We start from the raw sequence: 23,883 nt of genomic DNA, 5'->3' as shown, positions 1-23,883 counted from the left end.
CGCCGCTGAGGCCGCGCGGCGCTCACACATGCACCACTTACGTGCGATGCGCCTCACGGCAGCTCATCGGGCCAGGCGAGCCCGCGGTGTAAAACACCCCGTGTGGGATTTCCTTTTCGAGTACTACTCTTTGTCGCCGAGCAAGCTTGCCCAGTGGCATCCAGGTGTCGGTGTCGCGGTCCCGGCAGATTTTCCGCTGGATGCGGAAAAAGACTACGTGGTTTTCGACGACCCGCATTTTTCCGGCGGTCGTCTGCGCTGCGTGAACATTCCCGCTGCCACGAAGCGGCGCGGTCAAGCTTGGGAGTTCATGGCTGAGCTTCTTGCGCGCACCGAAAGCAATCCCGCACACTTCGATTGTTTTGGGCTGCACGAATGGGCAATGGTGTATCGGGCGGATGAAACCCGCCACGCGCTGCCACTGCGCTTGGGTGGAACGGGAACCGATCAGGTGGTCGATAGCCATGCCATCCGGTGTACCCATTACGATGCGTTTCGGTTTTTCACTCCTGCGGCGCGCAGTCACAATAGTCAACTGCTGACTCGCGAATCCCAGACTGTGTGTGAACAGCGAGGTTGTTTGCACGCCACAATGGATCTGTATAAGTGGGCGACGAAGTTGGGGGCGCTGGTCCCAGGCGATGTTGTGTTGGATGCGTTTGAACTCGCCAGGGACGTGCGCTGTCTGGACATGGAGGCTTCGCCCTACGATTGCCGCGACTTAGGTTTTAGTTGTGTTCCAATCGAAACCGCCGAAGGCAAGGCCAGGTATGTGGCGCGCCAGCGACAGTTCGCTGAACGCGGTTCGCAGCTACGAGCACGACTGGTTCAGATCATCAATTCTGCCCGTGACGCAACCGCGATGTGTGCTGTCGGCGCACAAACACCGGGGGTCTCCCGGTAGATTCCATGGCAGCAAGTTCCGGTGCGAGACGCCTTCCCCGGTTGCCGTTAGTGCTGTGCCGGTGGGTGTACCCAAAGATGCGTTATTGAATCTTTAGCGCAACATCGTGTCATCTGCGGTGGCCGTCAACTAGACTGGGTTCGTTAGACACGGCATCGCGCGTCGCAGGCGAAGGTGCTCTTGGAGCGTGGAAAGGCGGGATCTGTCAGTGCCTCGGCATTCTAATGGTCGCCACCAATTTCGGATTGCGATGTGGCCGATCGTCGCCATTTTGATCGCTGTCGTGCTTGCTATTTCGGGGGGCGCCTGGATGGGGGTGCGCGATGAGGCGCAACAGGAACATGCTCGAGCGCTAGAGTGCTTTGAGGGCAATGTGACCCTTCCGGTGTATGCGGATGGGCGGGAAAACGTGGTCGAAAAGCTGTTACGAGCCTTTAGTGCTTCTAACCCAATCGTCGATGATCACTGTGTGACGGCCACGATGGTGGATACCTTGCCGGAAGCAGCCGTGATGATCACCTCGGATCCTGCCCGCCACGTCGAGCACCGCCTCTCCGCCAGTGGGCGTTCGAGTTCCTCTGCCGAGGACAAGTGGCCCGTGGCTTTTTGGGAATCGATTGTGCTAGCTACCGCGAAGCCCCATAGTTTTGCGTCGTGGACTGCGGCGGAAGCCCGGGCGACCATTAAAAGCGATGAGCCGCCCATGCTTCGTGCAATGGCTGCGACCGCGCTAGCCGACAAGAAGGTCGATCATGCTGTCGACATCACCAAACGCCCGGAGGATGCCAATGCACCATTGGCTATGGGCGAATCAGTGGTTCCGCCTCATGTGACTGCGGAAATTTTCGATGATGTGTCAGTACCGTTTCGAGCTGTTGCGCTGACAGCTACCGCCTCGGTCGATGAAAGCCAATCGCGCGCGGCCAAGGCGCTGTTGGATTTTCTGCGAGAAAACATCCCTCAGGATCCCAATCTGGTGACCGAGGACATTCTGCCGAGCGCTGATGTGGTCTATAACCTCGCTTTTGAATCGACTGAATCCCCTGAGCAATTGCGGGAGATGGACTCCACTCCCCGTACCTCAGCTCGGGAGCATGCGACTACCCCCACGGTGGATGGCCAGTACCCATCTATTTCCCCTTTGGAGAATCAGTCGGCTGAACCTAGCCCGGCTCCTGCCGCACCGCACGCCGGGGAGAAAGCAACGTCGACACAGTCTGAGGCGCATCTTTCTCGGCGGGCATCCGTGCGCCCCGCCGCACTCAGGTCTCATGTCGCGCAGCCGTCAAAAAAGATCCTGGACATATGCCAACGGCGAGACGCACAACAGGAGGAAGAAAAACCTGTGGTGTGTCTCGCCGTTCAGGAACGTGAAAAGTTCGGGCCCTTTTAGCTTCTCTCAGTACGCAGACGTATCTAAGCGCGGACTGTTGAAAGAGATTTAGGAAATTTTGCGGGCAGCGCGTCGTGCTGCCAGATCGTCGTGCACCGGTTCCTGGACGGAGGCGTCGATGCGCTCGGAGGGGAACGCGGAAATGGTGCCGGTCAGCTCGCGCATAATACCCGGGACGGCAATGCCGAACACACCTTGGCCGCCACCGAGAAGGTCAATGACTTCTTCGTTGGAGCGGCACTCGTAGACGGTTTTCCCGTCAGAGACCAAGGTGATGGTTGCCAAATCGTGGACGCCACGATCGCGTAGGCTTTCGACGGCCTGGCGAATGTTTTGCAGGGAGATGCCGGTGTCGAGCAGTCCCTTGACGATCTTGAGGACAAGGATGTCCTTGAAGGAGTACAGGCGCTGGGATCCGGATCCGCGCGCACCGCGAATGGAGGGAACCACGAGTTTTGTGCGAGCCCAGTAGTCGAGCTGGCGGTAGGTGATGCCAGCGACCTGGCAGGCAATCGGCACGCGGTAGCCGACCTCTTCGTCAGGACCGCCGCCGGCAAGTTCGCTGATGTCGAACAGAGACTGCTGTACGGGCTGTTCAGTGCTCACGGTATTTTCTCCCTTTTGTTGTTGCGCGAAAGCGCATCGAGAAAAATCCTAGCTGTAATTACACGGGTTGTGAATAGGATTTTTACTGCTGCGTTACTCCGGTTAGGTTACTGAGCCGGGCAACGCTAAGGCGGGCGACACGCCCAAAACCTTAAACCTCAAGTTGAAGCTTAAGCCTTATTGGAACGATTGTCACCTCTAGCCCCAATATTCACACCCGTAACAGGTGGTGCGTGAGCTGCAACTAGCTGTCCTTCCTATCCTCCCCCTGGGGATCTTCTCCCAGCTCATCGGACATCTCGGCGATGAGATCATCCTCATCGAAACCCAAATTTTTCATCATTTCAGCAAAAGAAGCATCAGCATCTTCATCCCCCACTGCCGAAAGCCGAGCGGACAAATCTGGGTATACATCCTCGGGCTCGATCCAATTGGACATATCAAAAGGAACATCACCGGCAAAGGTGTCCAACGGGATTCCATATTGGCTCAGCAACGAAGGCGTCACCAAGATCGGAATATCAGCCAAGCGGGCGAAAGAAATCGCATCACTGGGTCGCGCATCGACCAAATAATCTGGGCTGAGGCTGATATAGGCGTATGCAACGCCCTTGTTATAGTCAGTGATCTGCACGTTTTGGGGCTCACACCCCACTTGCTCAGCCAGATCTTTGAGCACATCCACCATGTCAGGTCGACGATTGCCCCCGCCGGATTCATGCGCCAACACCTGGGCTGCACCCTCCGGGCTCACCCACACCGGGAAAATTACTTGACGTGTCTGACTAAACAGCACGATGCAGGGAAAATTTTCCGGTCCGGCCGTATGCACACCGGCGTAAAACACTTCTTCCGGGGCATTGGCGCCGGAATCGGCCTCACTCATCCGAATTCGCCCCGCAGTTCCTTTTTCACCATTCCTGCATGCAGCGAAATAACCATGGCGCTGAGCTCGGTGGCGAATTCAAATGCGCGCTCCTTGGCGGAATCATCCTTGGCGTGAGCAAGCGGGTGCGCAACCATGGAGATCACGCCCGCCTGCCGTTGCGCCGCCAGACGCAAGGTTTTCAGCATGCGGGCATCAACACCATGATCCGTCAGCTGCTTTGCAGTAACAATATTGGTGACGTCGTCTTGGCTGAAGAAACCCGAAGCGTTGGAAGAAACGACCCCCACGCCAGCCATTTCGCGAACGAACTCGACGTCGACATTAGCCGCGTGAGCGACATCAACGTCAGTCAGCAGCGCCGGAGCTACCGGACGCATCTTGTCAGGATCGATGAGCGGTTCGACCCCCGCACCCAGAAGCTGGGTCACCCCCGCATCGTCTTCAGCATTCAAGCGTTCGCGAATCACCTTCAACGGGAGGTGCTGCTCTTTTTGCATCAACAACACGCGACGCAAACGAGCCAAATCATCCTGACCGAAGCGACGGTATCCAGAAGGCGAACGCTTGACAGTCAGCAGGCCTTCGGACTCCAGGAAGCGAATCTTAGACAGGGTGAGATCGGGAAACTCTCGTTTCATCGTCTCCAAAGCGCTACCGATCGACACCGTTTTCTCACGGCGTTTGATCGGCTGAACGTGGGCATTTACGCCCTGCGCTGCAGCTGCCATATTCGCTGTCCTTCCATTACGTCATCAACCCCTACGCCACACTTAAAAAAACTTTGGGGGTACAAGTTTTTCCGGCTACGACAACCTCGTGGGGTTAACCAGCGAGGCATCGCAACGAGTGACACTCACCTTTTTCGCAACCAGATGGAGCGAAAAGCGAAAGTCACGACCCAGGCTCCAAGCACAACTGGCCAAACCAGGTCGTTTGCGGTGCCGCCACAGCGCCACCGAAACTCCTCCCGCACCACAGTGGACGGAAAGAAAAAGAGGGAACCGCTAAGGCGTTAAGCCTTCGGCCCGGCCAAAAAGACCAGACGGAACTTACCGATCTGAACCTCGTCACCAGTAGACAGGGTCTCAGCATCCTTAGGCTCACGGTTGACGTAGGTGCCGTTGAGGCTTCCCACATCGACCACCTCGAACTCACCGTCGTTGAGACGGAACTCGGCGTGACGGCGCGAAACGGTCACGTCATCCAGGAAAATGTCGGACTCGGGGTGACGGCCCACGGTGGTGGTGGACTGATCCAGCAGGAAGCGAGAACCTGCGTTCGGGCCACGCTTAACAACCAGCAGCGCAGCACCCTCTGGAAGATTCTCAGCCCCAGTGGAAGCCGGCGCCTGGTTGCCCGACTCCATCTCCTTCAACAGGTCGGCACGCAGGACGCTAGTGGTCTCCATCTGCGGCGCGGGGTTCTGGTTTTCGCTCATTACGCTTCCTTTTCACATTGGGCACTCCGGAAACAAAGTCCCCCTCCGGCAAGCACACGTCAGTGTGCCCACGGGATGCGGACGTTGAAGCTGGGGTGCTTCACGTTAATCACAGCAACAGTTCACCGAATGCACGTGGGAGATCTCCAGCCCGAGCTGTCTAATCACGCCACGATGGGCAGTTCAGCCGTGCGAGAAACCCCGATCCCACCCTCACCCGCTTGGGCGAACATTTTTGGGGGTTGGGCAACCCGCTACGAACAACTGAACCACACGCGCGCCTCAGTGAACTTCTTATTGCGTATTACTTGGTTATCATAGCGCCAACCCGCGAAGTCGCGACGCTTTAGTACCACTATCAAGGGCAAAGACTTGTCTTCGCGGTGGGGGTCGGGGGTAAAGCTTCAGCTTGAAGTCGAAACTTCAACCAATAATTCAAGCAAGTGACAGCTCTTTCCAACCCCGCCAATCCACCCTTTGCTCGCCTAGTTCTCCTCCTCGTCGTCTTCGCGGCGACGACCAAACATACTCGCAATCTTCTTCAACGCCTTCTGCCCATTGCCACTCAACGGGTTGTCGTTGACCATATAGGTCCACGTCGACGACGGCCGATGCAACCCATGATCATCCATGTGGGCGCCGTCAGCATCAATGGTGACGCTATTAAACGTTTCGACCGCATCATCGACCGCGCGTTGCGCCAGTAGCTTAAACTCCGACACCGCAATCCGGTGGAACTCGTCGATCGGCGTCTCTCGAGCAATAGCCCGCAGGTGAATAGATTCACGCACATCGTCAAGCATGCCCAGGTGCTCACTCCACCCCTCATCGAGGTGGTACAGCATGATGACGCGTGCAGCTTTCACCAACGTCTCATGATCAACGGAGGCTTGAAGCTCCTGAGCTCGACGGGGCGAGCGTTGACTCAGTTCTTCCCACGCCTGCTCCGTATCCAGCAGACGAGCACGCCGCTCATCAATAATTTTGCGCTGGTCGCTAATCAGCTTGTTGTACTTCCACGTCTGCGCGTGGATCTCCAACAACTGCCCCTCGGTGACGCGCTGACAGTGATTGACGAAGTCGTAGACACGCTTGTTATCGATACGACCATCCGGAGCCGGCTGCGCGGCAAAGGATTCACCCGCACCACCCACGGAGACCACATCGTCCTCAAGGGACACAAAAAATAGCGACAACCCGGGATCTCCCTGGCGGCCAGCACGACCACGCAGCTGATTATCCAAACGTGAAGTCCGGTGCCGGCCGGTGCCAATCACCGCCAGACCCCCACGATCAACTACCTGTTGCCGGTCCCGCTCATCGGCACCGCCCAACTTGATATCAGTGCCACGGCCGGCCATCTGCGTCGACACAGTCACCCGCCCAAGATCGCCGGCTTCGGCGATGATTTTGGCTTCCTCCGCGTCATTTTTCGCGTTCAACACGCTGACCTCAATGCCCCGGTCATGCAATTCCGCGGCCAACTGCTCCGACTCAGCAACATCATGAGTTCCGACGAGCACCGGGCGCCCCTCAGCATGCAGCACCGCGATCTCCTCCACGATGGCGCGATTCTTCTCATCCAGGGTCGCGTACACGCGATCCTGCTCATCAAAACGCTGCAACTCGTGATTGCGATCAATCACTGACACCCGCAGATCGTAGAACTGACGCAGCTGATCCGTTGCCTCCACCGCGGTACCGGTCATGCCGCACACCATCGGGTAACGCCCCATCAATGCCTGCAACGTGATGGTGTCCAAAATTCGCCCAGAATCGCTCACGGCGAGGCCTTCCTTCGCCTCCACCGCGGCCTGCAACCCATCCGGCCAGCGCTGCAAATCCGCCACGCGACCACGGGAAGCATCAATCAGCTGCACCTTGCCATCACGCACGATGTAGTGCACATCCCGCTGTACTAGTTCCTTCGCGTGCAGGGCCAGATTGACCTGGACGAGCACATCAGCCATATCCTCGGTATACAAACTGTCGATGCCAAGGAGATCCTCCACCCGACGGGCACCCCGATCAGTGAGAAAGACATTGCGTCGGTCCTCGTCGGCTGTAAAATGCTCCCCTTCTTTCAGCAGGCGAACCACAGCGGTGATCTTCCCGGTTGGCGCTTGGCTTTCCTCGTTTCCTGCCAACACCAACGGCACCAGTGCTTCATCGACCAGCACACTGTCAGCCTCATCCACAATGGCGACATCCGCACCATGCTGAACCGCATCCTTGCGATCAGTGATCAGCTGGTCGCGCAACACGTCGAAACCGATTTCCGCAACCGGCCCATACACGATGTCACAACGATAGACCTCGCGACGCTGCTCAGAGTTGAGCTTTTCACCGATTGAACCGACACTCAGCCCGAAAAACTCCACCAGCGGGCGCATCCACTCGGCATCACGATGCGCAAGGTAGTCATTGACCGTGATCGAGTGAACAGTTTTACCCATCAATGCAAAACCGGTCGCCGCCATCGCCCCCACCAGAGTTTTGCCCTCACCGGTAGCCATGTGTACGACGTCGCCCTCCAGCAAACGCAGCGTCGCCTGCGACTGCACACTGAAAGGACTCAACCCCAAGGTACGGCGCGAAGCCTCCCCGAGCACCGCCAAAAAGACGGCCGGATCCTTCATTGTTCCGCCGGCAGTAACCTCACGGGCCTTGGCCGCCAATGCAGCATCATCCAACGCTTGCAGCTGGGCAGACTGCTTTTCAGCCTGCGCCACAATGCCCTGGCTCCTCTTTTGGTTCCGCCCCGAAGAATCTCCAAGGGCCTTCCACAACCAGTTCAAACCAGCCATAATCCGCGTTTACTCACCTTTCACAAAATGCAAGAATCCGTCAGCGCTCTTGCCACAGCTAAGGCGCAAACCATCCGCTGCATCGAGTCGATACCCTTGGGCACCCGTTTGAAAACTCCAACACCATCTCGCCATGCCCAGCAAAAACAACGCACCCGCCGCATGTGCGGTAAAAATCACAGCCACCGTGGGGTTGTTGAAGGCTTAACACGATGGCAACGCATCTGGGCTTTTTCAAACCATGCATAGCCACGAGCACCCAACACCAAAGCGCCTGCTAAAACCGGCGACAACCTGGGGGAATGCCAGTGTTGAAGTCAATATTGTTTCCTCCCCCGCACCAAGCATGAAGCGTGGGGAAAGCAGGGGTGAAACGATAACCTCCTCAAGCTTAACAATCTGGCCTACGCATGCGCCCGCCACACTGGTTTACTGTGGTGCAATGCGATCCATCAGCGCGAAGGTTCCCTCCAGCACCGGCCTCAACATGGCCGCCACCATTGACATGCCCGATGACACGCCTAAAGCGTGGGCAATGTTTTCGCATTGCTTCACCGGCTCCCGCTTCACCCCGGCCGCGGCACGTGTCTGCAAAACCCTTGCCAGCGAAGGCATTGCCTGCCTACGCTTCGACTACCCGGGCTTGGGTCAATCCGAGGGCAACTTCCCCGAAACGTCCTTCAATGAAAACGTCCGTGATCTGGTCGCCGCCTACGAGTGGCTGCGCTTCAATCACGAGGCTCCCCAATTGTTGATTGGACACTCTTTGGGCGGTGCCGCCGCCCTGAAGGCAGCGGCACACATGCCTGAGCTCAAGGCTGTAGCAACCATCGGCGCCCCCTTCGACCCGGCACACGCCGTGCTTCACTTCGCCGACCGGATTTCCGATGTCGACGAGCACGGCTCCGTCACCTTGACACTCGGTGGCCGCGACATCGAGATTTCCCGGCACTACCTGGAAGATCTCGCAGAGATCAACCCGGAGGAATACATCCACCGGCTGCGTCGCCCTCTGATGATTTTGCACTCCCCTACTGACCAGACCGTCGGCATTGATAACGCCCAGAAAATTTTCATGTGCGCCCGCTACCCGAAGTCTTTGGTCGCGATCGACAAGGTTGACCACTTGGTGACCCGTCAGGGCACCGCGCAGCGGGTCGCAAAGTTGATCCACACCTGGGCGGATCCCTACTTCGTGCAGAAAACGAACTAAAACATGACCGACTCCGATTCCTCCAGCGAGCTGCTCAACGCCGCCGGCTTTCCCGTCGTCGGCGACTCCGACAAGTGTCCGTGCACCAGCGGCGACACCTATGGCCAGTGTTGCGGGCGTTTTCACTGCGGTAGCAGCGTCGCTCCCACCGCTGAAGCGTTGATGCGGTCTCGGTTTTCCGCTTTCGTCGTTGGCAACAGCGACTACTTGCTGTCTACCTGGCTCGGGGAGACCGCACCGGAAACCCTGCATCTGGATCCCAGTGTGGTGTTCTACCGCCTCGACATTCACTCCACTACGGCTGGAGGGCCTTTCGACGATCGCGGCTCGGTGGATTTTGAAGCCTTCTACAGGGTTGGGGAGCATCGTGGTTCCCAAAGGGAGCATTCCCAATTCGCCAAGGCTGCAGGACGCTGGTTCTACATCGGCGAAGCCTAGAACGCTGTTATAAACCACCGCCATGTAGTTCGCACGGCTTTCCAGGCCACCTTTTTCGCGACAAACATGGCGGTGACCAGCCGATTAGGGTCGAGCAAGCACAATGTTGTAACCTATACCAGTCGCACAGAGCGAACGGATAAGTTATCCGGGTGTTCTTGTGGCAATAATTTCACGGACTGTGGCGCAGCTTGGTAGCGCACTTGACTGGGGGTCAAGGGGTCGCAGGTTCAAATCCTGTCAGTCCGACCACAATAAACCCGGCGGTGTAGAAATACACCGCCGGGTTTTTCTTTGCTTCTCCCCCACCTTAAGTTCTAGTGATCGTTGCAACACCTACCTATCAGGAGGTTTTGCTTTGGGTTACTGGACTGATCAGCAAGCGCAGTTATTGGCGCAGGCGGTTGGCCAAGGATTATCTGTGCGCGCAGCGGCCTTGAAATTGGGTTTGGCACAGTCTCGTGCGTATGCGATCGCGGGTTAAGCCTCAAAAAGTGTGTTTTTTTGGGGTGTGGTTTGTGTCGTGGTGTGTTTGTTGGGTTGTTTAGAATTGGCCTTGACGTATTCCGACTGAGTGGTTGTATTCTCGGTCGATTGCGTTGTCGTAGAGTGCTGGTCGACCATCGTCGTGGTTGGCTGTGTGCTTTGTTTGGGTGTCCGTTTTGACTTTGGCGAGTACGTGACGGCCCCATTGTTGCTGCCTGGCGATCTTGTTCGGATCGCCAGGCAGTTCTGTGTGGAGGTAGAGCCACCAGTCGATCATGGTTCGTTGTCGTTCGGCGGTTCTTCCGCGGTGGTGGTCTGCTAGTCGTTTGATGGGGGCGTTGAAACCACCTTCAAGGCAGTTGGTGGTGGCTTTGATGTTTTTTGGGTCGATGATGCCTTTGGGCTGGTTGATGTAGTGAAACAGTAGGTTTCGCTGTATCAGTGACACTAGGCCTGTGTAGCCTTTACGGACTCGGTAGTGGGTGAATTCTTCTTTCTTGTTGCCGTTGGCATCGATGATGATGCTTTTTTCATTGAGCCATTGTTTGTGTACGGTGCCGAATTCGTGGAGGAGGTATTGCCATCGGACGGTTTGTTCTTTGTTTTTGATGGTGGGCAGTTGTTTGGCTATTGCGTAGAGTTGGCGGCCTTGCGGGGTGCGTGATCTGGTGGTTGTTCGGCGCTTGACTTGGTTGAAGACGTGGAAGGTGCAGCGTTGGATGACGGTGTTGGTTCCCCAGACTTCGCGGATGGCGCCAAAGGCGCCTCTACCACCGTCGATGGTGGCGATCAGTGGTGGTGCCAGTGGCTTGATCAGTTCGGTGTAGTCGTGTTTGGTTTCTTGTTTGCACCAGCGCCAGTTCAGGATGTGTTTGGTGGTCGACACGATCAACAGGCATCCGCCGGCGAGGTAGGTGCCATCGAGAAAGACTTGATCGTAGATACGTTGATGGTCGATATTGGCTGGTACTTGCACCAGCCAATAGGGGAGAAATTTTCGGTCAACGGTTGCCAGGCTTGTGTTGGTGCGTTTGGCGATGTCAGCGCGTGTTGCGTTGCCTGTGACATGGTTGATGAACAAGGCGAACCATTTGGCGTCAGTGACGTCTGTTCGTCGTTTTGTGTCTGAGATGCCGCAGGTTTTGCAGCGCCATCTGGTGGTGCCCGCTGTTGTTGTGCCATTTTTTATCATTTTGCCTGCACAGAGGGGGCAAAGAGGTCGGTTTTTGGACATGCAAATAGCGCATAGCACACCTTGATGCCAAAGTGTTGGATTTCAGCAGGTAGCACATTTTATACGGTCATCAACCGTATAAAATCACTATTCCCCCAGTACAGGGCACAAAAAATCAGGGAATCACACACACTTTTTGAGGCTTACCCCGCGATCGCACATGAGCTCGGTTTACCGCTCCGCAGCAAACGCAGTACGACTGCCGGTGTTGTAGACACGATTGTGGATCTGTTTCGTGCTGGCCAGGCACCAATGGATATCTCTCGTTTGGTGGGTGTGAATCCGTCCACGGTGTATCGCGTTGGTATCGCGCATGGTTGTTGGCAGAAAGCACCGCTGCCAAAACGAGCAATGGCAACACGTCGACGGTGTGCGTATTTGCTGCTTCGAGTCTCAGCGATGGGCCGGACTGATGCTGCCCGTGCTGTCGGTATCAATGTGCGTTGCGCACTGGATATTGATAAAGGATTACTCAAAGTCGGCAAAAAGCGGATTCCGTTTGCGCCTGCAGGGCCTGATGTCAGGCTTTATAACAGACTTATGCAATCGTTGGAGTACGTCGATGGTCGGGTCGCAGTTGCGGTGCAACAGCTACCGTTGCACAAAGTTGAGAAGACGATCAGCGACAGGTTTTTACACGTTGAAGATCGCGAAACCATCGCTGACCTGTATCGCCAGGGGTACTCAATGCGCGCAATTGCGCGGAAGATGGGGCGCAATGTCTCTACCATCAGCAGGGAACTAAGTCGTGGTAGTGACGAGTTTGGGTTATATCGCCCGCATTATGCTCACCGAAAAAGTGTGGCGAAGCGACTGCGTCCGAAACAACGCAAAGTTGATGCCAATCCGCAGCTTGCAGAAGCGATTTACCAGCGTCTGGCCAAGTGCTATTCGCCGGAACAAATCGCTGGTGAATTGCGTCTGGAGTATCCAGACGATGACACTATGCATGTGTGCCATGAAACGATCTATCAGATGCTCTACTTCCAAGCCCGAGGCAGTCTTCGCAAAGAAATTACACAAGCACTGCGCCAAGGCAGAGCCCATCGTGTCACAAGAGGGCAACGCAAGCCACGCAAACGGTTCGTCGATGACATGGTGATGATTGCTGATCGGCCTGCCGAAGTTGATGACCGTGCTATACCAGGCCACTGGGAAGGCGATCTCATCCTGGGGGCAGGTAATAAAACAGCTATCGGCACACTGGTTGAACGCACCACGCGGTATACCATGCTGTTGCACCTGCCAGATGGGCATAGTGCTGAAGCTGTCCGTGACGCACTTATTGCAAAGATTCGGCAGTTACCACAACATTTGCGGCAGTCATTGACCTGGGATCAAGGCAGTGAAATGGCAGGTCATAAAGCGTTCACCGTGGCAACTGACTGCCCGGTGTATTTCTGTAACCCTGGTTCGCCATGGCAGCGGGGTACGAACGAAAACACCAATGGGCTGCTACGGCAGTATTTCCCGAAGGGCACTGATCTGTCCGTATATGGTCCAGAAGAGCTCGACGCGGTTGCTCATGAACTCAACGACCGGCCCAGAAAAACACTCGGTTACCAAAAACCATCACGATGCCTGGCTAAACTAATCCAGGACGATTGTTGCAACGACCGCTAGAATCCGCCCACAGCTTTGGCTTCGGCTTTCACCGCACAGGCTATTCAACGCAAGAAGGGCTCATTTTCCGGTGTCATCGCCGGAAAATGAGCCCTTCTTCGCTTACTGTGCGTTACTTCCGCTTGCGCTTTTCACGGACGCGCACGGCGATACGCACCGGGGAGCCTTCAAAGCCGAAGGTTTCACGGAATCGACGCTCCAGGTAGCGGCGGTATCCGGCCTCCAGGAAGCCGGTGGTGAACAGCACGATCACTGGCGGGCGGGTGGATGCCTGGGTTGCGAACAGCACTCGGGGCAGGCGGCCGCCTCGCATGGGCGGCGGGTTCTGCGCGATGGTTTGGCGCAACCAGTTGTTGAGCTGGCCGGTGGTGACGCGCTGATCCCAGGATTCGAGTGCTTCAATCATGGCGGGCTCCAGACGCTGGAGAGCACGCCCTGTCTTGGCGGAAATGTTGATGCGGCGGGCCCAGGGGATGTGGGCGAGCTGCAGGTCGATTTCGCGGTCGAGAAGCTCTCGTCGGTCTTCGTCCATCAGGTCCCACTTGTTGAACGCAATGACCAGCGCGCGGCCGGATTCGACGATCATGTTGAGGACTTTTTGGTCTTGTTCACTGACGGGCTCTGAGGCGTCGAGCATGAACACGCAAACCTCGGCGGCATCAATGGCGCTCTTGGTGCGCAGCGACGCGTAGTACTCGTGGCCTTGGGCGTTTTTCACCTTGCGGCGCAGTCCGGCGGTGTCGATGAACTTCCACAACTGCTGGTCGAGTTGAACCAGGGAGTCCACCGGGTCGACGGTGGTGCCGGCGACGTTGTCGACGACGGAACGTTCCTCACCGGAGATCTTGTTGAGCAGGGAGGACTTGCCGACGTTGGGCTTTCCGACCAGGGCGACACGGCGCGGGCCGTCGACGATGGAGGGGTGGCGGGGGCTGTCGGGGAATTCCTTGAGAATCTGGTCCAGCACGTCTGCGCCACCGCGGCCGTGCTGTGCGGACACGGGGTACGGGTCACCGAGGCCGAGGGCGTAGAACTCGGCCATATCGCCGTATTGGCTGTCGGAGTCGAACTTGTTGGCCACGAGGATGACGGGCACGTCGCTGCGCTGCAGTTTGCGCGCCATGACTTCGTCGGTTTCGGTGATGCCGACTTTGGTGTCGACCACGAAGACGATGACGTCTGCGGTGGCCATGGCGGTTTCTGCCTGGCGGGCGATTGCACCGTGGATGCCTTTGGCGTCGGGGTCCCAGCCGCCGGTGTCTTGCACCCAGAAGCGGCGCCCGCCCCAGTCTGCAATGTAGGAGATGCGGTCGCGGGTCACGCCGGGGAAGTCCTCTACGACGGCTTCGCGGCGTCCGAGGAAGCGGTTGACGAGGGAGGATTTACCAACGTTGGGGCGGCCGACGATGGCGACGGTGCACAGGTTTTCCTGTACGTGGCCGTCGGGGTTGATGCCGAAGGCTTTTTCCATCTCCTGCCATTGCTCTTCGGTGAAGTCTTCACCGAAGTCGGCGTCGCCGAATTCGGACTCGTCGAAGTCGGATTCGTCGAGGATGGTGTACTCGGTGTCGCTGAGCTCCTCGTAATCATCGTCGGCACCGTTGTCGGCGTACTCCTCGCAGGAGTCCTCGATGATGGCCAGCATGGTTGCGATGACCTCATCAAGGCTCATGTCGCTGCTGTCGAGCAGGTAGGCATCGTCGGCCGGCGCCAGCGGGTTGGTCGCGCGGGTGGAGTCCAGGTGATCGCGGCGCTCCACGTCGGCGAGGACCTCCTCGAAAGTGATGGCATGGCCGGCTTGTTCGAGCTCATTGTGGCGGCGGCGGGCGCGCACCTGCGCGGAGGCGGTGAGGAAGATTTTTGCAGGCGCGTCGGGGAAGACGTTGGTGCCGATATCGCGGCCGTCGAGCACGCAGCGTCCGGCCCGGGCGGCGAGGTCGCGCTGGGCGGCGACGAGGTTTTCGCGGACTGCCGGAATTGCGGACACCGCGGACACTGCGGTGGTGACCTCGGGGGTGCGGATGTCAGCGGAGACATCTACCCCACCGAGTAGCACTTCCCGGGAGTCGGGATCATCGTTGACGGTCAGCGGCAGTTGGGCGGTCGCCGCAATAACTGCCTGGGTGTCCGCCGGGTCAATGCCCTGGTTGAGCACGTGCAGGGTGGCGACGCGGTACATGGCACCAGTGTCGAGGTATTTTGCGTCAAGGGCGCGGGCGACCGCTCGGCAGGCGGTGGACTTGCCGGCGCCGCTGGGCCCGTCGACGGCGACGAGGAGACCTTGGTTATCGATGTTGGAAATCACATTCCCACCGCCTTGTACAAGCTTGTGAGCTCAGCACTGTTGAGAGCTCGGATGGTGCCGGGTGTTTGTTCACCCAGCTGAACAGTGTGGATTTTGGTGCGCACGAGGCGTTCGACGGGGAAACCCGCCGCTTTGAGCATGCGACGCACAATGTGTTTGCGCCCTTCGTGCAGTTCGACCCGCACGATGGATTTGCCTTGCCAGGTGTCGACGATTTGCACGTAGTCGGCCTTGGCGGGGCCGTCGTCGAGTTCGACGCCGGCTTTCAGGGTGCGGATCAGTTCGCGGTCTGCTTCACCAACGACGGTGGCGAGATAGGTTTTGGACACCTCGTAGCGCGGGTGCATCAGCCGGTTGGCTAGTCCGCCGTCGTTGGTCAAAAGGAGCAGACCTTCGGTGGCGGCGTCGAGTCGGCCGACGTGGAACAGGCGCTGTCCCGCATCGAGTTTTTCGCCAACGATGTCGCCCACGCAGGGACGACCCATGTCATCGCTCATGGTGGAGTGAATGCCCCGCGGCTTGTTCAGCACGAAGTACACCATGTCCTCGTTGATGCGCACGCGGGCGCCATCGACGCGGACAACGGCGGTGTTGGGGTCGATGCGCATGCCCTGGGTGGTGACGATGTTGCCGTCTACTTCGACGCGGCCGTCATCAATGAGTTTTTCCGCCATGCGGCGAGAAGCCACGCCCGCTTGGGCGAGGACTTTTTGCAGGCGGATGCCTTCGCCCGAAGGCTGCACGGACCGGTCGCGGTCAACGTGCTGGTGGCGGGCGGGTTTCGCTTTGGAGACGTAGATGTCTGCTGCTTTTTGTTTGCTGCGCTCGGGGCGCTTATCCGGTGTGCCGTCTCGGCGAGCGGGTGGGGTCACGATGCCGTGTCCTTACATATCAGGGTGTGTGAATGCTCCGCAGTAAACGCACGCACCCAGGCGGCAACGGTGGCTGCCACCTCGGCTGGGTGTAGTGGGCGATGGGGCGTGGGCAACACCAGTGGGGGCCGAAAAAGGCCAGGTGCCGCGTCTCGTGCGCAGCACCTGGCCTTAGAAAGTCAAGGCAACAACCGTGACCCTGTGGTGGGGGGTTGTTGTGCTCACGCCGCACCACTGCGGGGCGAAAGTTGGGGTGATTCCTTCACTGCCCCCTCATAAGGGAACGCAGAAATGAATCGTTTCACCAGCTTAGCCCAGATCAAGCAGCGGTGTCACCTCGAGCGGGCAGGCCGCGGCGAATTCTTCCGGCGAAAGCTTGCCCGCACCTTCGGGCAAACAGCCCAGCAGCGGCACTCCAGTAACGACAGGCAGTTCCGTCACATTAAGTTCGGTGGCTAGATCCGGGTGCTGCGGCAGGCTACCACCAATTAGCCCCAGGGTGCGCACGCCCTTCCTTTCGGCGGTTTTCACGGTGAGCTCAGCCAGGTTCAGGCTGCCCAATTGGGTGGAGGTCACCACGATCAACGGAGCCTCAAGCTCGTGTGCCAGGTCGCAAATGGTCCAGTCGTCAGCGATACGGACCAGGAGGCCACCGGCGCCTTCGACGAGGACGAAGGTGTCGGGGCTGTCGGCCGTGCGGATGCGCGTGGCCACATCATTCAGGTCGAGTTGGGGCATTCCGGCGCGCCGGGCTGAGAGGTTGGGGGCCAGTGGTTCCGGGTAGCGGGCGTATTCGGAGGTAGTGATGGGTTCTCCGAGGAGTTTTTCGACGGTGTAGCGATCGCCATGACCGTCGGGTTCGCCGGTTTGTGCGGGTTTGATGACGTGGACTTTTTTGCCGTGCTTGTGCAGGTTGGTGGCCAGGGCGGCGGTGGCGATGGTTTTTCCGACATCGGTGTTGGTGCCGGTGATGACGATGATGGGCATGGTGGGCTCCTTGGGTGAGGTGGGGGTTTAGGCGGGGTGTGGTTGGGCGTCGACGGCGGCGTGGATGGCGGTGCAGATGGTGGCGACGTCTTCGGTGGTGGCGATGTAGGGCGGCATGGTGTAGATGAGTTTGCCGAAGGGGCGCAGCCACACACCGTGGTCGGTGGCGGCGCGGGTGGCGGTTTTCATGTCGCAGGGCTGGATGAGTTCGACGACCCCGATGGCCCCGAGGACGCGCACGTCGGCAACGCGGGGGTCATCGCGTAGTGGGGCGAGGTTTTGCTCGAGTTCTTTTTCGATGCGCGCGACGGCGGTTTTCCAGTAGCCGTCCTGGATGAGGTCGAGTGCGGCGCTGGCGACAGCGCAGGCCAGGGGGTTGGCCATGAAGGTGGGCCCGTGCATGAGGGCCCCTCCGCCGTCGTCGGTGTCGATGGCGGCGGCAATATCGTCGGTGGCTAGCGTGGCGGCCAGTGTCATGAATCCACCGGTCAGCGCTTTGCCGACGCAGAGAATGTCGGGGGTGATGCCGGCGGCTTGGGTGGTAAAAACATCCCCGGTGCGCCCGAATCCGGTGGCGATTTCGTCGGCAATCATCACTAGGTCATGGGCGTCGCACAGGGCACGGATTCCGGCCACGGTTTCCGGGTCGTGGAAGCGCATTCCACCGGCGCCTTGGACGACGGGTTCGATGATGATGGCGGCGACGCTGTCGGTGATGAGGGATTCGACGGTTGCGAGGTAGTCGGCGATCACCGCGGGGCTGCTGCCCCGTACCGGGGGTGCGGGGGCAAATATTTGTTCGCTGAGGGCGCCTTTCCACAGGGAGTGCATCCCGCCGTCGGGGTCGCACACGCTCATCGGCCCGAAGGTGTCGCCGTGGTATCCGGAACGCCAGGTCAACAGCTTGGTGCGTTCGGGGTGTCCGTGGCCGCGCTGGTATTGGAGCGCCATTTTGATGGCGACTTCGACGCTGACGGAGCCCGAGTCGGCGAAAAAGACTTTGGTGAGCGACTCGTCGGTGAGCGCGAGGAGCTTGCGGGCAGCGTCGACGGCCGGCTGGTGGGTAAGCCCGCCGAACATGACGTGGCTCATCTTGTCGATTTGATCGCGGGCCGCCTGCACCAGGTGGGGGTGGCTGTGTCCGTGTGCGGCGGCCCACCAGGAACTCATCCCGTCGATGAGTTCCTGCCCGTCGGTGGTGGTGAGGAGTACCCCGCGGGCGGTGGCGATGGGGATGGGGTCCATGGCCGCTGGGGTGGGGCTGTAGGGGTGCCAGAGGTGGCGTTGGTCGAAGGTGATGATGTCGTGGGTGTTCATCTTTAAGGGCTTTGGGGGTGGGGAGTCACTGGTGTGGGGTTGAGTCATCGCCGGTGGCGGTAGGTCAGCTCCCAGCACCAGCACCGACTTGTACAGTGTTCAATCATATTCCTGGCACCGCACCTGTCACACCTTTAGCCCCCACAATCGCCCACCACACCGCCACACCGACCGCCAGCCCAATTCCCCCACCACCTGCTCGTCGCCTAACCTCGCACGCTAATCAAACTCTTCAATCGCATCCACATCCGGCAACAACGGCGCCAAGTTCGGCAACACCGACAAGTCCTCAATGCCCAACTGCTCCAAAAACAGCTCCGTGGTCACATACACATGCGCCCCCGTCGCCGGATCCGTATGGTCCTCCCGCACCAAACCACGCAACACCAGCGTGCGCATCACCCCATCCACATTCACCCCACGAATCGCCGCCACCTGCGCCCTGGTCACCGGCTGACGATAGGCCACCACCGCCAGCGTCTCCAGGGCCGCCCGAGTCAACTTCGTCTGCGAAGAACCCAACAACAACCGCTCCACCACCCCCGCATTGTCACGACGGGTATACAGCCGCCACCCCTCAGCAGACTCCGACAGACAAAAACCACTTCCCCGCTGGTCAAACTCCTGGGCAATCTCCCGCAACACCCCCGCAACCGTCGCCTCCGGCACCTCGGTGGCCTGCGCCAACGCCTTCACCGTCACCGGTGAATCCGTCACCAACAGCACCGACTCCACCTGCGAACGCAGCCGCGAGATCCGCCCATACCCGCCAGCATCCACCCCCGCGCCAGCAGGCACGGCCCCCTCCCGCCCGGTCGGGTGAGAAGCAGAGGAGTCGGAAAAAGCAGCATCGTCAGCAGAGGTCATCACAGCCTGCCAGTCTAACCGCATCCCCGCCCACCACGGCCACCCTCCCCCACCGGCAGCTACCTTTCGAACGGGAAGTTCTCCTTCTCACTTCCCCACTGCGACCACGACCCGTCATAGACCACCACATCCTCATGACCGGCATACATCATCGCCAACGCGTCCACGCACGCCGTCACCCCCGAACCACACGAGGTCACCACAGGCCCCGGCCCCACCACATCACCAATCAGCGCCCGCAAACGCTCAGGCGACAACAGCTTTTTGTCCTCCGTCAACAAAGACTCGAAAGGAAGACTCACACTCGACGGAATATGCCCGGCCTTCATCCCCGGGCGCGGCTCCGGGGCAGTACCCGCAAAACGCTGCGCACTCCGCGCATCCACAATGCGGCGCCCGCCATCACGCGACCACTGGGCCACCTCGCGCGCCCCCACCAACAACTCCGGCCGAGACGCAGCCGTAATCGACCCCATAGCTACCGGCGGGGAAGAAATCTCCACCACCTGGCCACCCGCAGCCTCCCAAGCAGGCAAACCACCATCCAACACCGCCACCGAACGCAACCCCGCCACCCGCGCCAACCACCACACCCGCGGCGCACACATCATGCCATGACGGTCATAAACCACCACCAAAGAATCATCACTGACCCCACAAGCCTCAAACGGGGCCTGCACATCATCAGGCACAGTATGCGGAAACTCGGCCCCCGCCTGGCTGAAAGGCCCCTCAATATCAGCCAACACCGCCCCCGGAATACCACGCGCTAGCGATTTAGCAGGATTACCCATCGACGCGCACAACACCACCACCCGCGGATCATCCCGATGGGCCAAAAGCCACTCAACATCAACAACAGGAGTCGGCAAAGACAAGCAAGCACTATTCATGCCCGCAACACTAACAACAAAACGGTGAAGCAGAACACACTTTGGCGAAAAAATCCCCAACTACTGCCAATTCGCGGCAGCCACCACCGCAGGATCAACATCCACCCCAGTCCAACTCACCGCCAAATCCCCCAAAGGTTCCGGCTGATCCAAACTGACCGCACGAGCCTTAAACAACTCCAACAGCGCCAAAAAACGCCCCACAACCTCCATATTCAGCCGACAATCACTGGTCAACCGCCCAAACGCCACCCACGTATCCGCACCCGCCAAACGCAACGCATCCAACAACTTACCCGCCTGCTCCGGCACCGACACCGCCACCTGATGAATATGCCCCGTCGCCACCTCCTCCGGCGGCTTCGGACGAAACACACTCGCCGCAAACTGCGCAAACTGATCCTTATCCATCCCCAACTGCACCGGCGGCAACAAATCCGCAAAACGCGGCTCCAAAGACACCGCCCGCGGATACCGCCGCTGCGCCTGCGTCTGCCACCGCCCAAACAACTCCGCAGCCTTCTTATACGCCTGATACTGCAACAGCTTCGCAAACAAAATATCCCGAGACTCCAGCAACGCCAGATCCTCTTCATCATCCACTTCGCCCCGCGGCAACAGCCGCGCCGTCTTCACATCCAACAACGTCGCAGCAATCACCAAAAACTCAGTGACCTCATCCAACGAACTCTGCTCCCCCAAATGCCGGGTATACGCGATGAACTCATCCGTAACCTCAGACAAAGCAATCTCGGTCACATCAAGCTTCTTCGCCCCAATCAACTGCAACAACAGATCGAAAGGCCCCTCAAAATTGCCCAAAGCCACACTGAACCCAGGCAGCGTTAACTGCTCCCCAGGCGCAGCTGCCTCCAAACGAGCCCGATCAGCCACAGCACCGCCCAACAATCACAACCACACCCGCCACCGCAAGCACCATAGCCCCCTTAAGAGGTGCGCTCAATCACTTCACGCGCCAAATTCCGGTACTGCTCCGCCCCCTGCGAACTCGGCGCCCACGTAATAATCGGCTCACCCGCCACCGACGTCTCCGGGAAACGCACCGTCCGCGTAATCACCGTGTCAAACACCTGCTCCCCAAACACCTCAACCACACGGCTCATCACCTCACGCGCATGGGAAGTGCGGCGATCAAACATCGTGACCAAAATACCCACGATATCCAAGTTGAAATTCAACCGATCCCGCACCTTCTCCACCGTGTCAGTCAACAGCGCCAACCCACGCAAAGAGAAATACTCGCACTCCATCGGAATAATCACACCCTGCGAACACGCCAACGCATTCACCGTCAACAAGCCCAACGAAGGCTGACAATCCAACAAAATGTAGTCATAATCCTTCATCACCGGCCGCAACGCACGCGCCAACGCCTGCTCACGCCCCACCTCATTGACCAACTGAATCTCAGCAGCCGACAGATCAATATTGGCCGGCACCAAATCCAACCCCGCCACCGGGGTCGAATGAATCGCATTCAAAATTGAGGTCTCATTATCGACCAACAAGTTATAAACAGTCAGGTCCAACTCCTCATGAGGAATCCCCAACCCAGCAGACAACGCGCCCTGTGGATCCAAATCCACCAACAGCACCTTGCGCCCAGCCTCAGCCAAGCACGCGCCAAGATTAATCGTCGACGTGGTCTTACCCACCCCGCCCTTTTGATTACACATCGACAAAATCGTCGCCGGCCCATGACGATCCACAGGCTTCGGTTCCGGAATGGCGCGCAGAGGACGCCCGGTCAGCCCATACTGGGACTCCGGCTTGTCAAACAACCCCGGACCATTCACAGTCAATCAATCTCCCTTGACAACCACAGTTTTTCATACCCGTGGGCTTCGCTGGACTCATAAACCCCAAACACTCAAACACAGCGCCGGGGCGTAGCACGCCTGCCATGCGTAACAACTATTACAGACTACCAACACCACCAGAGCGCGGGTGAGCCTTAGCCCATTTCTGTGCCACACCCTCGGCATTCATATGCATATACAGCTGCGTCGTCGTCACCGCAGAATGCCCCAACAGCTCCTGCACCGTCCGCACATCCACGCCCCGCTGCACCAAATGAGTCGCATAAGAATGCCGAAACGTGTGCGGAGAAATCTGCTCCTCAATCCCCGCCCGATGCGCCCGATCCTGAATGATCGCCCACGCACTCTGCCGCGACAACGGGCCACCACGCTGATTCAAAAACAACGCATCCGTACTGCCAGAACCAGCCTTTTGAGCAAAACTCGGCCGCGCCCGCACCACATACGCATCAACCGCATGCCGTGCATACTCCCCCACCGGAACCTGCCGCTGCTTATTGCCCTTACCAGTCAACGTCAAAAAATCACCATCCCCCCGCACATGCTGCACCGAAAGCGCCAACACCTCAGAAATCCGAGCCCCCGTCCCATACAAAACCTCCAACAAGGCCCGATCCCGCAAATCCGTCGCACTAGCAGCCTCACCACTAGGAATCGCATCGATCAGCCCCATCACCTGCTCCACCGTCAACGTATCCGGAAAATGCTGCGGAGTTTTCGCCGGCTGCACCCCCTTAGCCACATTCTGGGACAACACCTGCTCTCGCACCCCAAACGCATGCAGCTGGCGAACCACCACCAACGCCCTATTCGCCGAACTCAGCGCCAACGGAGCCACGTTGCGGGCAGGATCCCCAGTACGCACATACCCCACATAATCCTCCACCATCGCATCAGTAACCGCGCCCAGACGTGGCTGCCCCACTACCTCCTTCAACCACGATGCATACCGTTGAACATCACGCCGATAATTAGACACCGTATGCCTCGACGACTGCTTTTCCACCACCAAAAACTGCACAAACTCAGCGGCCACCACATCAACATGATCGGGCGGCAAATCCCGCACATCCGCCCCCATCACGAGCGACTTTCCTGAGCGCGACGACGCGCCAAAGCGGTGGGGCGGGAAGTAAAAGGCTCATCCACCGACCGCAACGGCGCCTGTGCAGACCACATCCGGTGCGCCACCATCAAACCGGTTGCTGCAATAGCGTTACGCACTTTTCCGCTACACACCCAGCCGACTGCCTCATCAAAATCGACCCACTGCACCCGCACATCAGCCTCCTCATCGACAGCCTCCTCGCGGGCCTCCGCTGGGATCTCCCCCAACTCAGAGGCAAGAAAAATACGCACCGCCTCATCCATAATCCCAGGCGTGGTGTAAATATCGGTCACCAAATCCCACCGGGCAGCAACCAATCCGGCTTCCTCCGCCAACTCGCGTTGCGCGCACCGCACAGGATCCTCCCCCGGCACATCCATCAATCCCGCGGGCAGCTCCCACAAATGAGCATCCACCGGGCGGCGATACTGATTGATTAACGCCACCTGCCCCTGATCGTTGACCGCCACCACCGCGACAGCCCCAAAGTGTTCCACCACTTCGCGGAAGGCTTGACGCCCCTGAGGCATCTTCACCGTGTCGCGCCGCACCGCGATGATCGCGGCATCAACCAGCACTTCAGAATCAACAACCTCGAACTGATGACGCCCCGAGCTCACATCCACCGATTCGCCCTTTGACGACTCATCTTTCACGGCCAA

General features: G+C 58.7%; 20 protein-coding genes, 1 tRNA gene and 1 pseudogene. 6 read left to right on the top strand and 16 right to left on the bottom strand.

Going from position 1 to position 23,883, the window contains the following annotated elements; all coding sequences use genetic code 11:
- The first annotated feature begins 28 nt into the window (after nt 1–28).
- Together CAQU_RS05975 and CAQU_RS05970 are read left to right on the top strand one after the other, a co-directional pair.
- Nucleotides 29–904, top strand: coding sequence for a 3-methyladenine DNA glycosylase (locus CAQU_RS05975; RefSeq protein WP_075728453.1), 876 nt, complete (start codon nt 29–31; stop codon nt 902–904).
- Between the two features lie 250 nt (nt 905–1,154).
- Nucleotides 1,155–2,297, top strand: a complete 1,143-nt coding sequence (locus CAQU_RS05970) for a hypothetical protein (RefSeq protein WP_075726083.1) — start codon at nt 1,155–1,157, stop codon at nt 2,295–2,297.
- Between the two features lie 48 nt (nt 2,298–2,345).
- Here the strand turns inward: CAQU_RS05970 and CAQU_RS05965 are convergent, their stop codons facing one another.
- The 5 genes from CAQU_RS05965 to secA2 all read right to left on the bottom strand — a co-directional run bounded on the left by CAQU_RS05965 (nt 2,346) and on the right by secA2 (nt 8,037).
- A complete protein-coding gene (locus CAQU_RS05965; protein WP_075726081.1) occupies nt 2,346–2,903 on the bottom strand; it encodes a MerR family transcriptional regulator in 558 nt (185 codons plus the stop codon).
- Between the two features lie 244 nt (nt 2,904–3,147).
- On the bottom strand, nt 3,148–3,789 hold the full coding sequence (locus CAQU_RS05960) for a bifunctional nuclease family protein (protein ID WP_075726079.1): 642 nt from the start codon (nt 3,787–3,789) through the stop codon (nt 3,148–3,150).
- Nucleotides 3,786–4,520 carry a transcriptional regulator FtsR gene (gene ftsR, locus CAQU_RS05955; RefSeq protein WP_075726077.1) on the bottom strand — a complete coding sequence of 245 codons (735 nt, stop codon included), beginning with the start codon at nt 4,518–4,520 and terminating at the stop codon, nt 3,786–3,788. Before ftsR ends, CAQU_RS05960 begins: the two co-directional genes overlap by 4 nt.
- A gap of 284 nt (nt 4,521–4,804) precedes the next feature.
- The gene (gene odhI, locus CAQU_RS05950; protein ID WP_075726075.1) at nt 4,805–5,230 is read right to left on the bottom strand and encodes an oxoglutarate dehydrogenase inhibitor Odhl; all 426 of its coding nucleotides are present in this window, start codon (nt 5,228–5,230) and stop codon (nt 4,805–4,807) included.
- 485 nt (nt 5,231–5,715) lie between these two features.
- Nucleotides 5,716–8,037 (bottom strand): accessory Sec system translocase SecA2, encoded by a 2,322-nt coding sequence (secA2, locus tag CAQU_RS05945; protein ID WP_075726073.1) that lies wholly within the window; start codon nt 8,035–8,037, stop codon nt 5,716–5,718.
- A 442-nt stretch (nt 8,038–8,479) separates the two neighbouring features.
- Between secA2 and CAQU_RS05940 the strand changes: the two are divergent.
- The 3 genes and pseudogenes from CAQU_RS05940 to CAQU_RS05930 all read left to right on the top strand — a co-directional run.
- Nucleotides 8,480–9,235: pseudogene (locus CAQU_RS05940) on the top strand (alpha/beta hydrolase family protein); the annotation flags it as partial.
- Between the two features lie 18 nt (nt 9,236–9,253).
- Nucleotides 9,254–9,688 (top strand): YchJ family protein, encoded by a 435-nt coding sequence (locus tag CAQU_RS05935; protein WP_075726071.1) that lies wholly within the window; start codon nt 9,254–9,256, stop codon nt 9,686–9,688.
- A 175-nt stretch (nt 9,689–9,863) separates the two neighbouring features.
- A tRNA-Pro gene (locus CAQU_RS05930) sits at nt 9,864–9,940 on the top strand.
- 292 nt (nt 9,941–10,232) lie between these two features.
- Here CAQU_RS05930 and CAQU_RS05925 read toward each other — a convergent pair.
- Nucleotides 10,233–11,408, bottom strand: a complete 1,176-nt coding sequence (locus CAQU_RS05925; RefSeq protein WP_075726069.1) for an IS1249 family transposase — start codon at nt 11,406–11,408, stop codon at nt 10,233–10,235.
- Between the two features lie 399 nt (nt 11,409–11,807).
- Between CAQU_RS05925 and CAQU_RS05920 the strand changes: the two genes are divergently transcribed.
- Complete coding sequence (locus CAQU_RS05920) at nt 11,808–13,031, top strand: IS30 family transposase (protein WP_157109042.1); 1,224 nt, start codon at nt 11,808–11,810, stop codon at nt 13,029–13,031.
- 112 nt (nt 13,032–13,143) lie between these two features.
- Here CAQU_RS05920 and der read toward each other — a convergent pair whose 3' ends face one another.
- The 10 genes from der to CAQU_RS05870 all read right to left on the bottom strand — a co-directional run bounded on the left by der (nt 13,144) and on the right by CAQU_RS05870 (nt 23,877).
- A complete protein-coding gene (gene der / locus CAQU_RS05915) occupies nt 13,144–15,336 on the bottom strand; it encodes a bifunctional cytidylate kinase/GTPase Der (RefSeq protein WP_075726067.1) in 2,193 nt (730 codons plus the stop codon).
- Nucleotides 15,333–16,208, bottom strand: coding sequence for a pseudouridine synthase (locus CAQU_RS05910; RefSeq protein ID WP_075726065.1), 876 nt, complete (start codon nt 16,206–16,208; stop codon nt 15,333–15,335). Before CAQU_RS05910 ends, der begins: the two co-directional genes overlap by 4 nt.
- 309 nt (nt 16,209–16,517) lie before the next feature.
- Nucleotides 16,518–17,195 carry a dethiobiotin synthase gene (gene bioD / locus CAQU_RS05905; protein ID WP_075726063.1) on the bottom strand — a complete coding sequence of 226 codons (678 nt, stop codon included), beginning with the start codon at nt 17,193–17,195 and terminating at the stop codon, nt 16,518–16,520.
- Nucleotides 17,196–17,222: 27 nt separating this feature from the next.
- A complete protein-coding gene (locus CAQU_RS05900) occupies nt 17,223–18,512 on the bottom strand; it encodes an adenosylmethionine--8-amino-7-oxononanoate transaminase (protein WP_075726061.1) in 1,290 nt (429 codons plus the stop codon).
- A 219-nt stretch (nt 18,513–18,731) separates the two neighbouring features.
- Nucleotides 18,732–19,379, bottom strand: a complete 648-nt coding sequence (gene scpB / locus CAQU_RS05895; RefSeq protein ID WP_084563184.1) for an SMC-Scp complex subunit ScpB — start codon at nt 19,377–19,379, stop codon at nt 18,732–18,734.
- A 59-nt stretch (nt 19,380–19,438) separates the two neighbouring features.
- A complete protein-coding gene (locus CAQU_RS05890) occupies nt 19,439–20,272 on the bottom strand; it encodes a sulfurtransferase (RefSeq protein WP_075726059.1) in 834 nt (277 codons plus the stop codon).
- 60 nt (nt 20,273–20,332) lie between these two features.
- On the bottom strand, nt 20,333–21,166 hold the full coding sequence (locus tag CAQU_RS05885) for a segregation and condensation protein A (RefSeq protein WP_084563182.1): 834 nt from the start codon (nt 21,164–21,166) through the stop codon (nt 20,333–20,335).
- Nucleotides 21,167–21,219: 53 nt separating this feature from the next.
- Nucleotides 21,220–22,089 carry a ParA family protein gene (locus tag CAQU_RS05880; RefSeq protein ID WP_075726057.1) on the bottom strand — a complete coding sequence of 290 codons (870 nt, stop codon included), beginning with the start codon at nt 22,087–22,089 and terminating at the stop codon, nt 21,220–21,222.
- 121 nt (nt 22,090–22,210) lie between these two features.
- Entirely contained in the window at nt 22,211–23,194 is a 984-nt protein-coding gene (locus tag CAQU_RS05875; protein WP_075726055.1) for a site-specific tyrosine recombinase XerD, read from the bottom strand.
- Nucleotides 23,194–23,877 carry an NUDIX domain-containing protein gene (locus CAQU_RS05870; RefSeq protein ID WP_245797303.1) on the bottom strand — a complete coding sequence of 228 codons (684 nt, stop codon included), beginning with the start codon at nt 23,875–23,877 and terminating at the stop codon, nt 23,194–23,196. The genes CAQU_RS05875 and CAQU_RS05870 overlap by 1 nt, the downstream gene beginning before the upstream one ends.
- Nucleotides 23,878–23,883: the final 6 nt, after the last annotated feature.

The organism is Corynebacterium aquilae DSM 44791 (assembly GCF_001941445.1).
GTDB lineage: Bacteria > Actinomycetota > Actinomycetes > Mycobacteriales > Mycobacteriaceae > Corynebacterium > Corynebacterium aquilae.
Note: the sequence above shows the minus strand (reverse complement) of the source record. Positions and strands in the feature narration are given on the sequence as shown.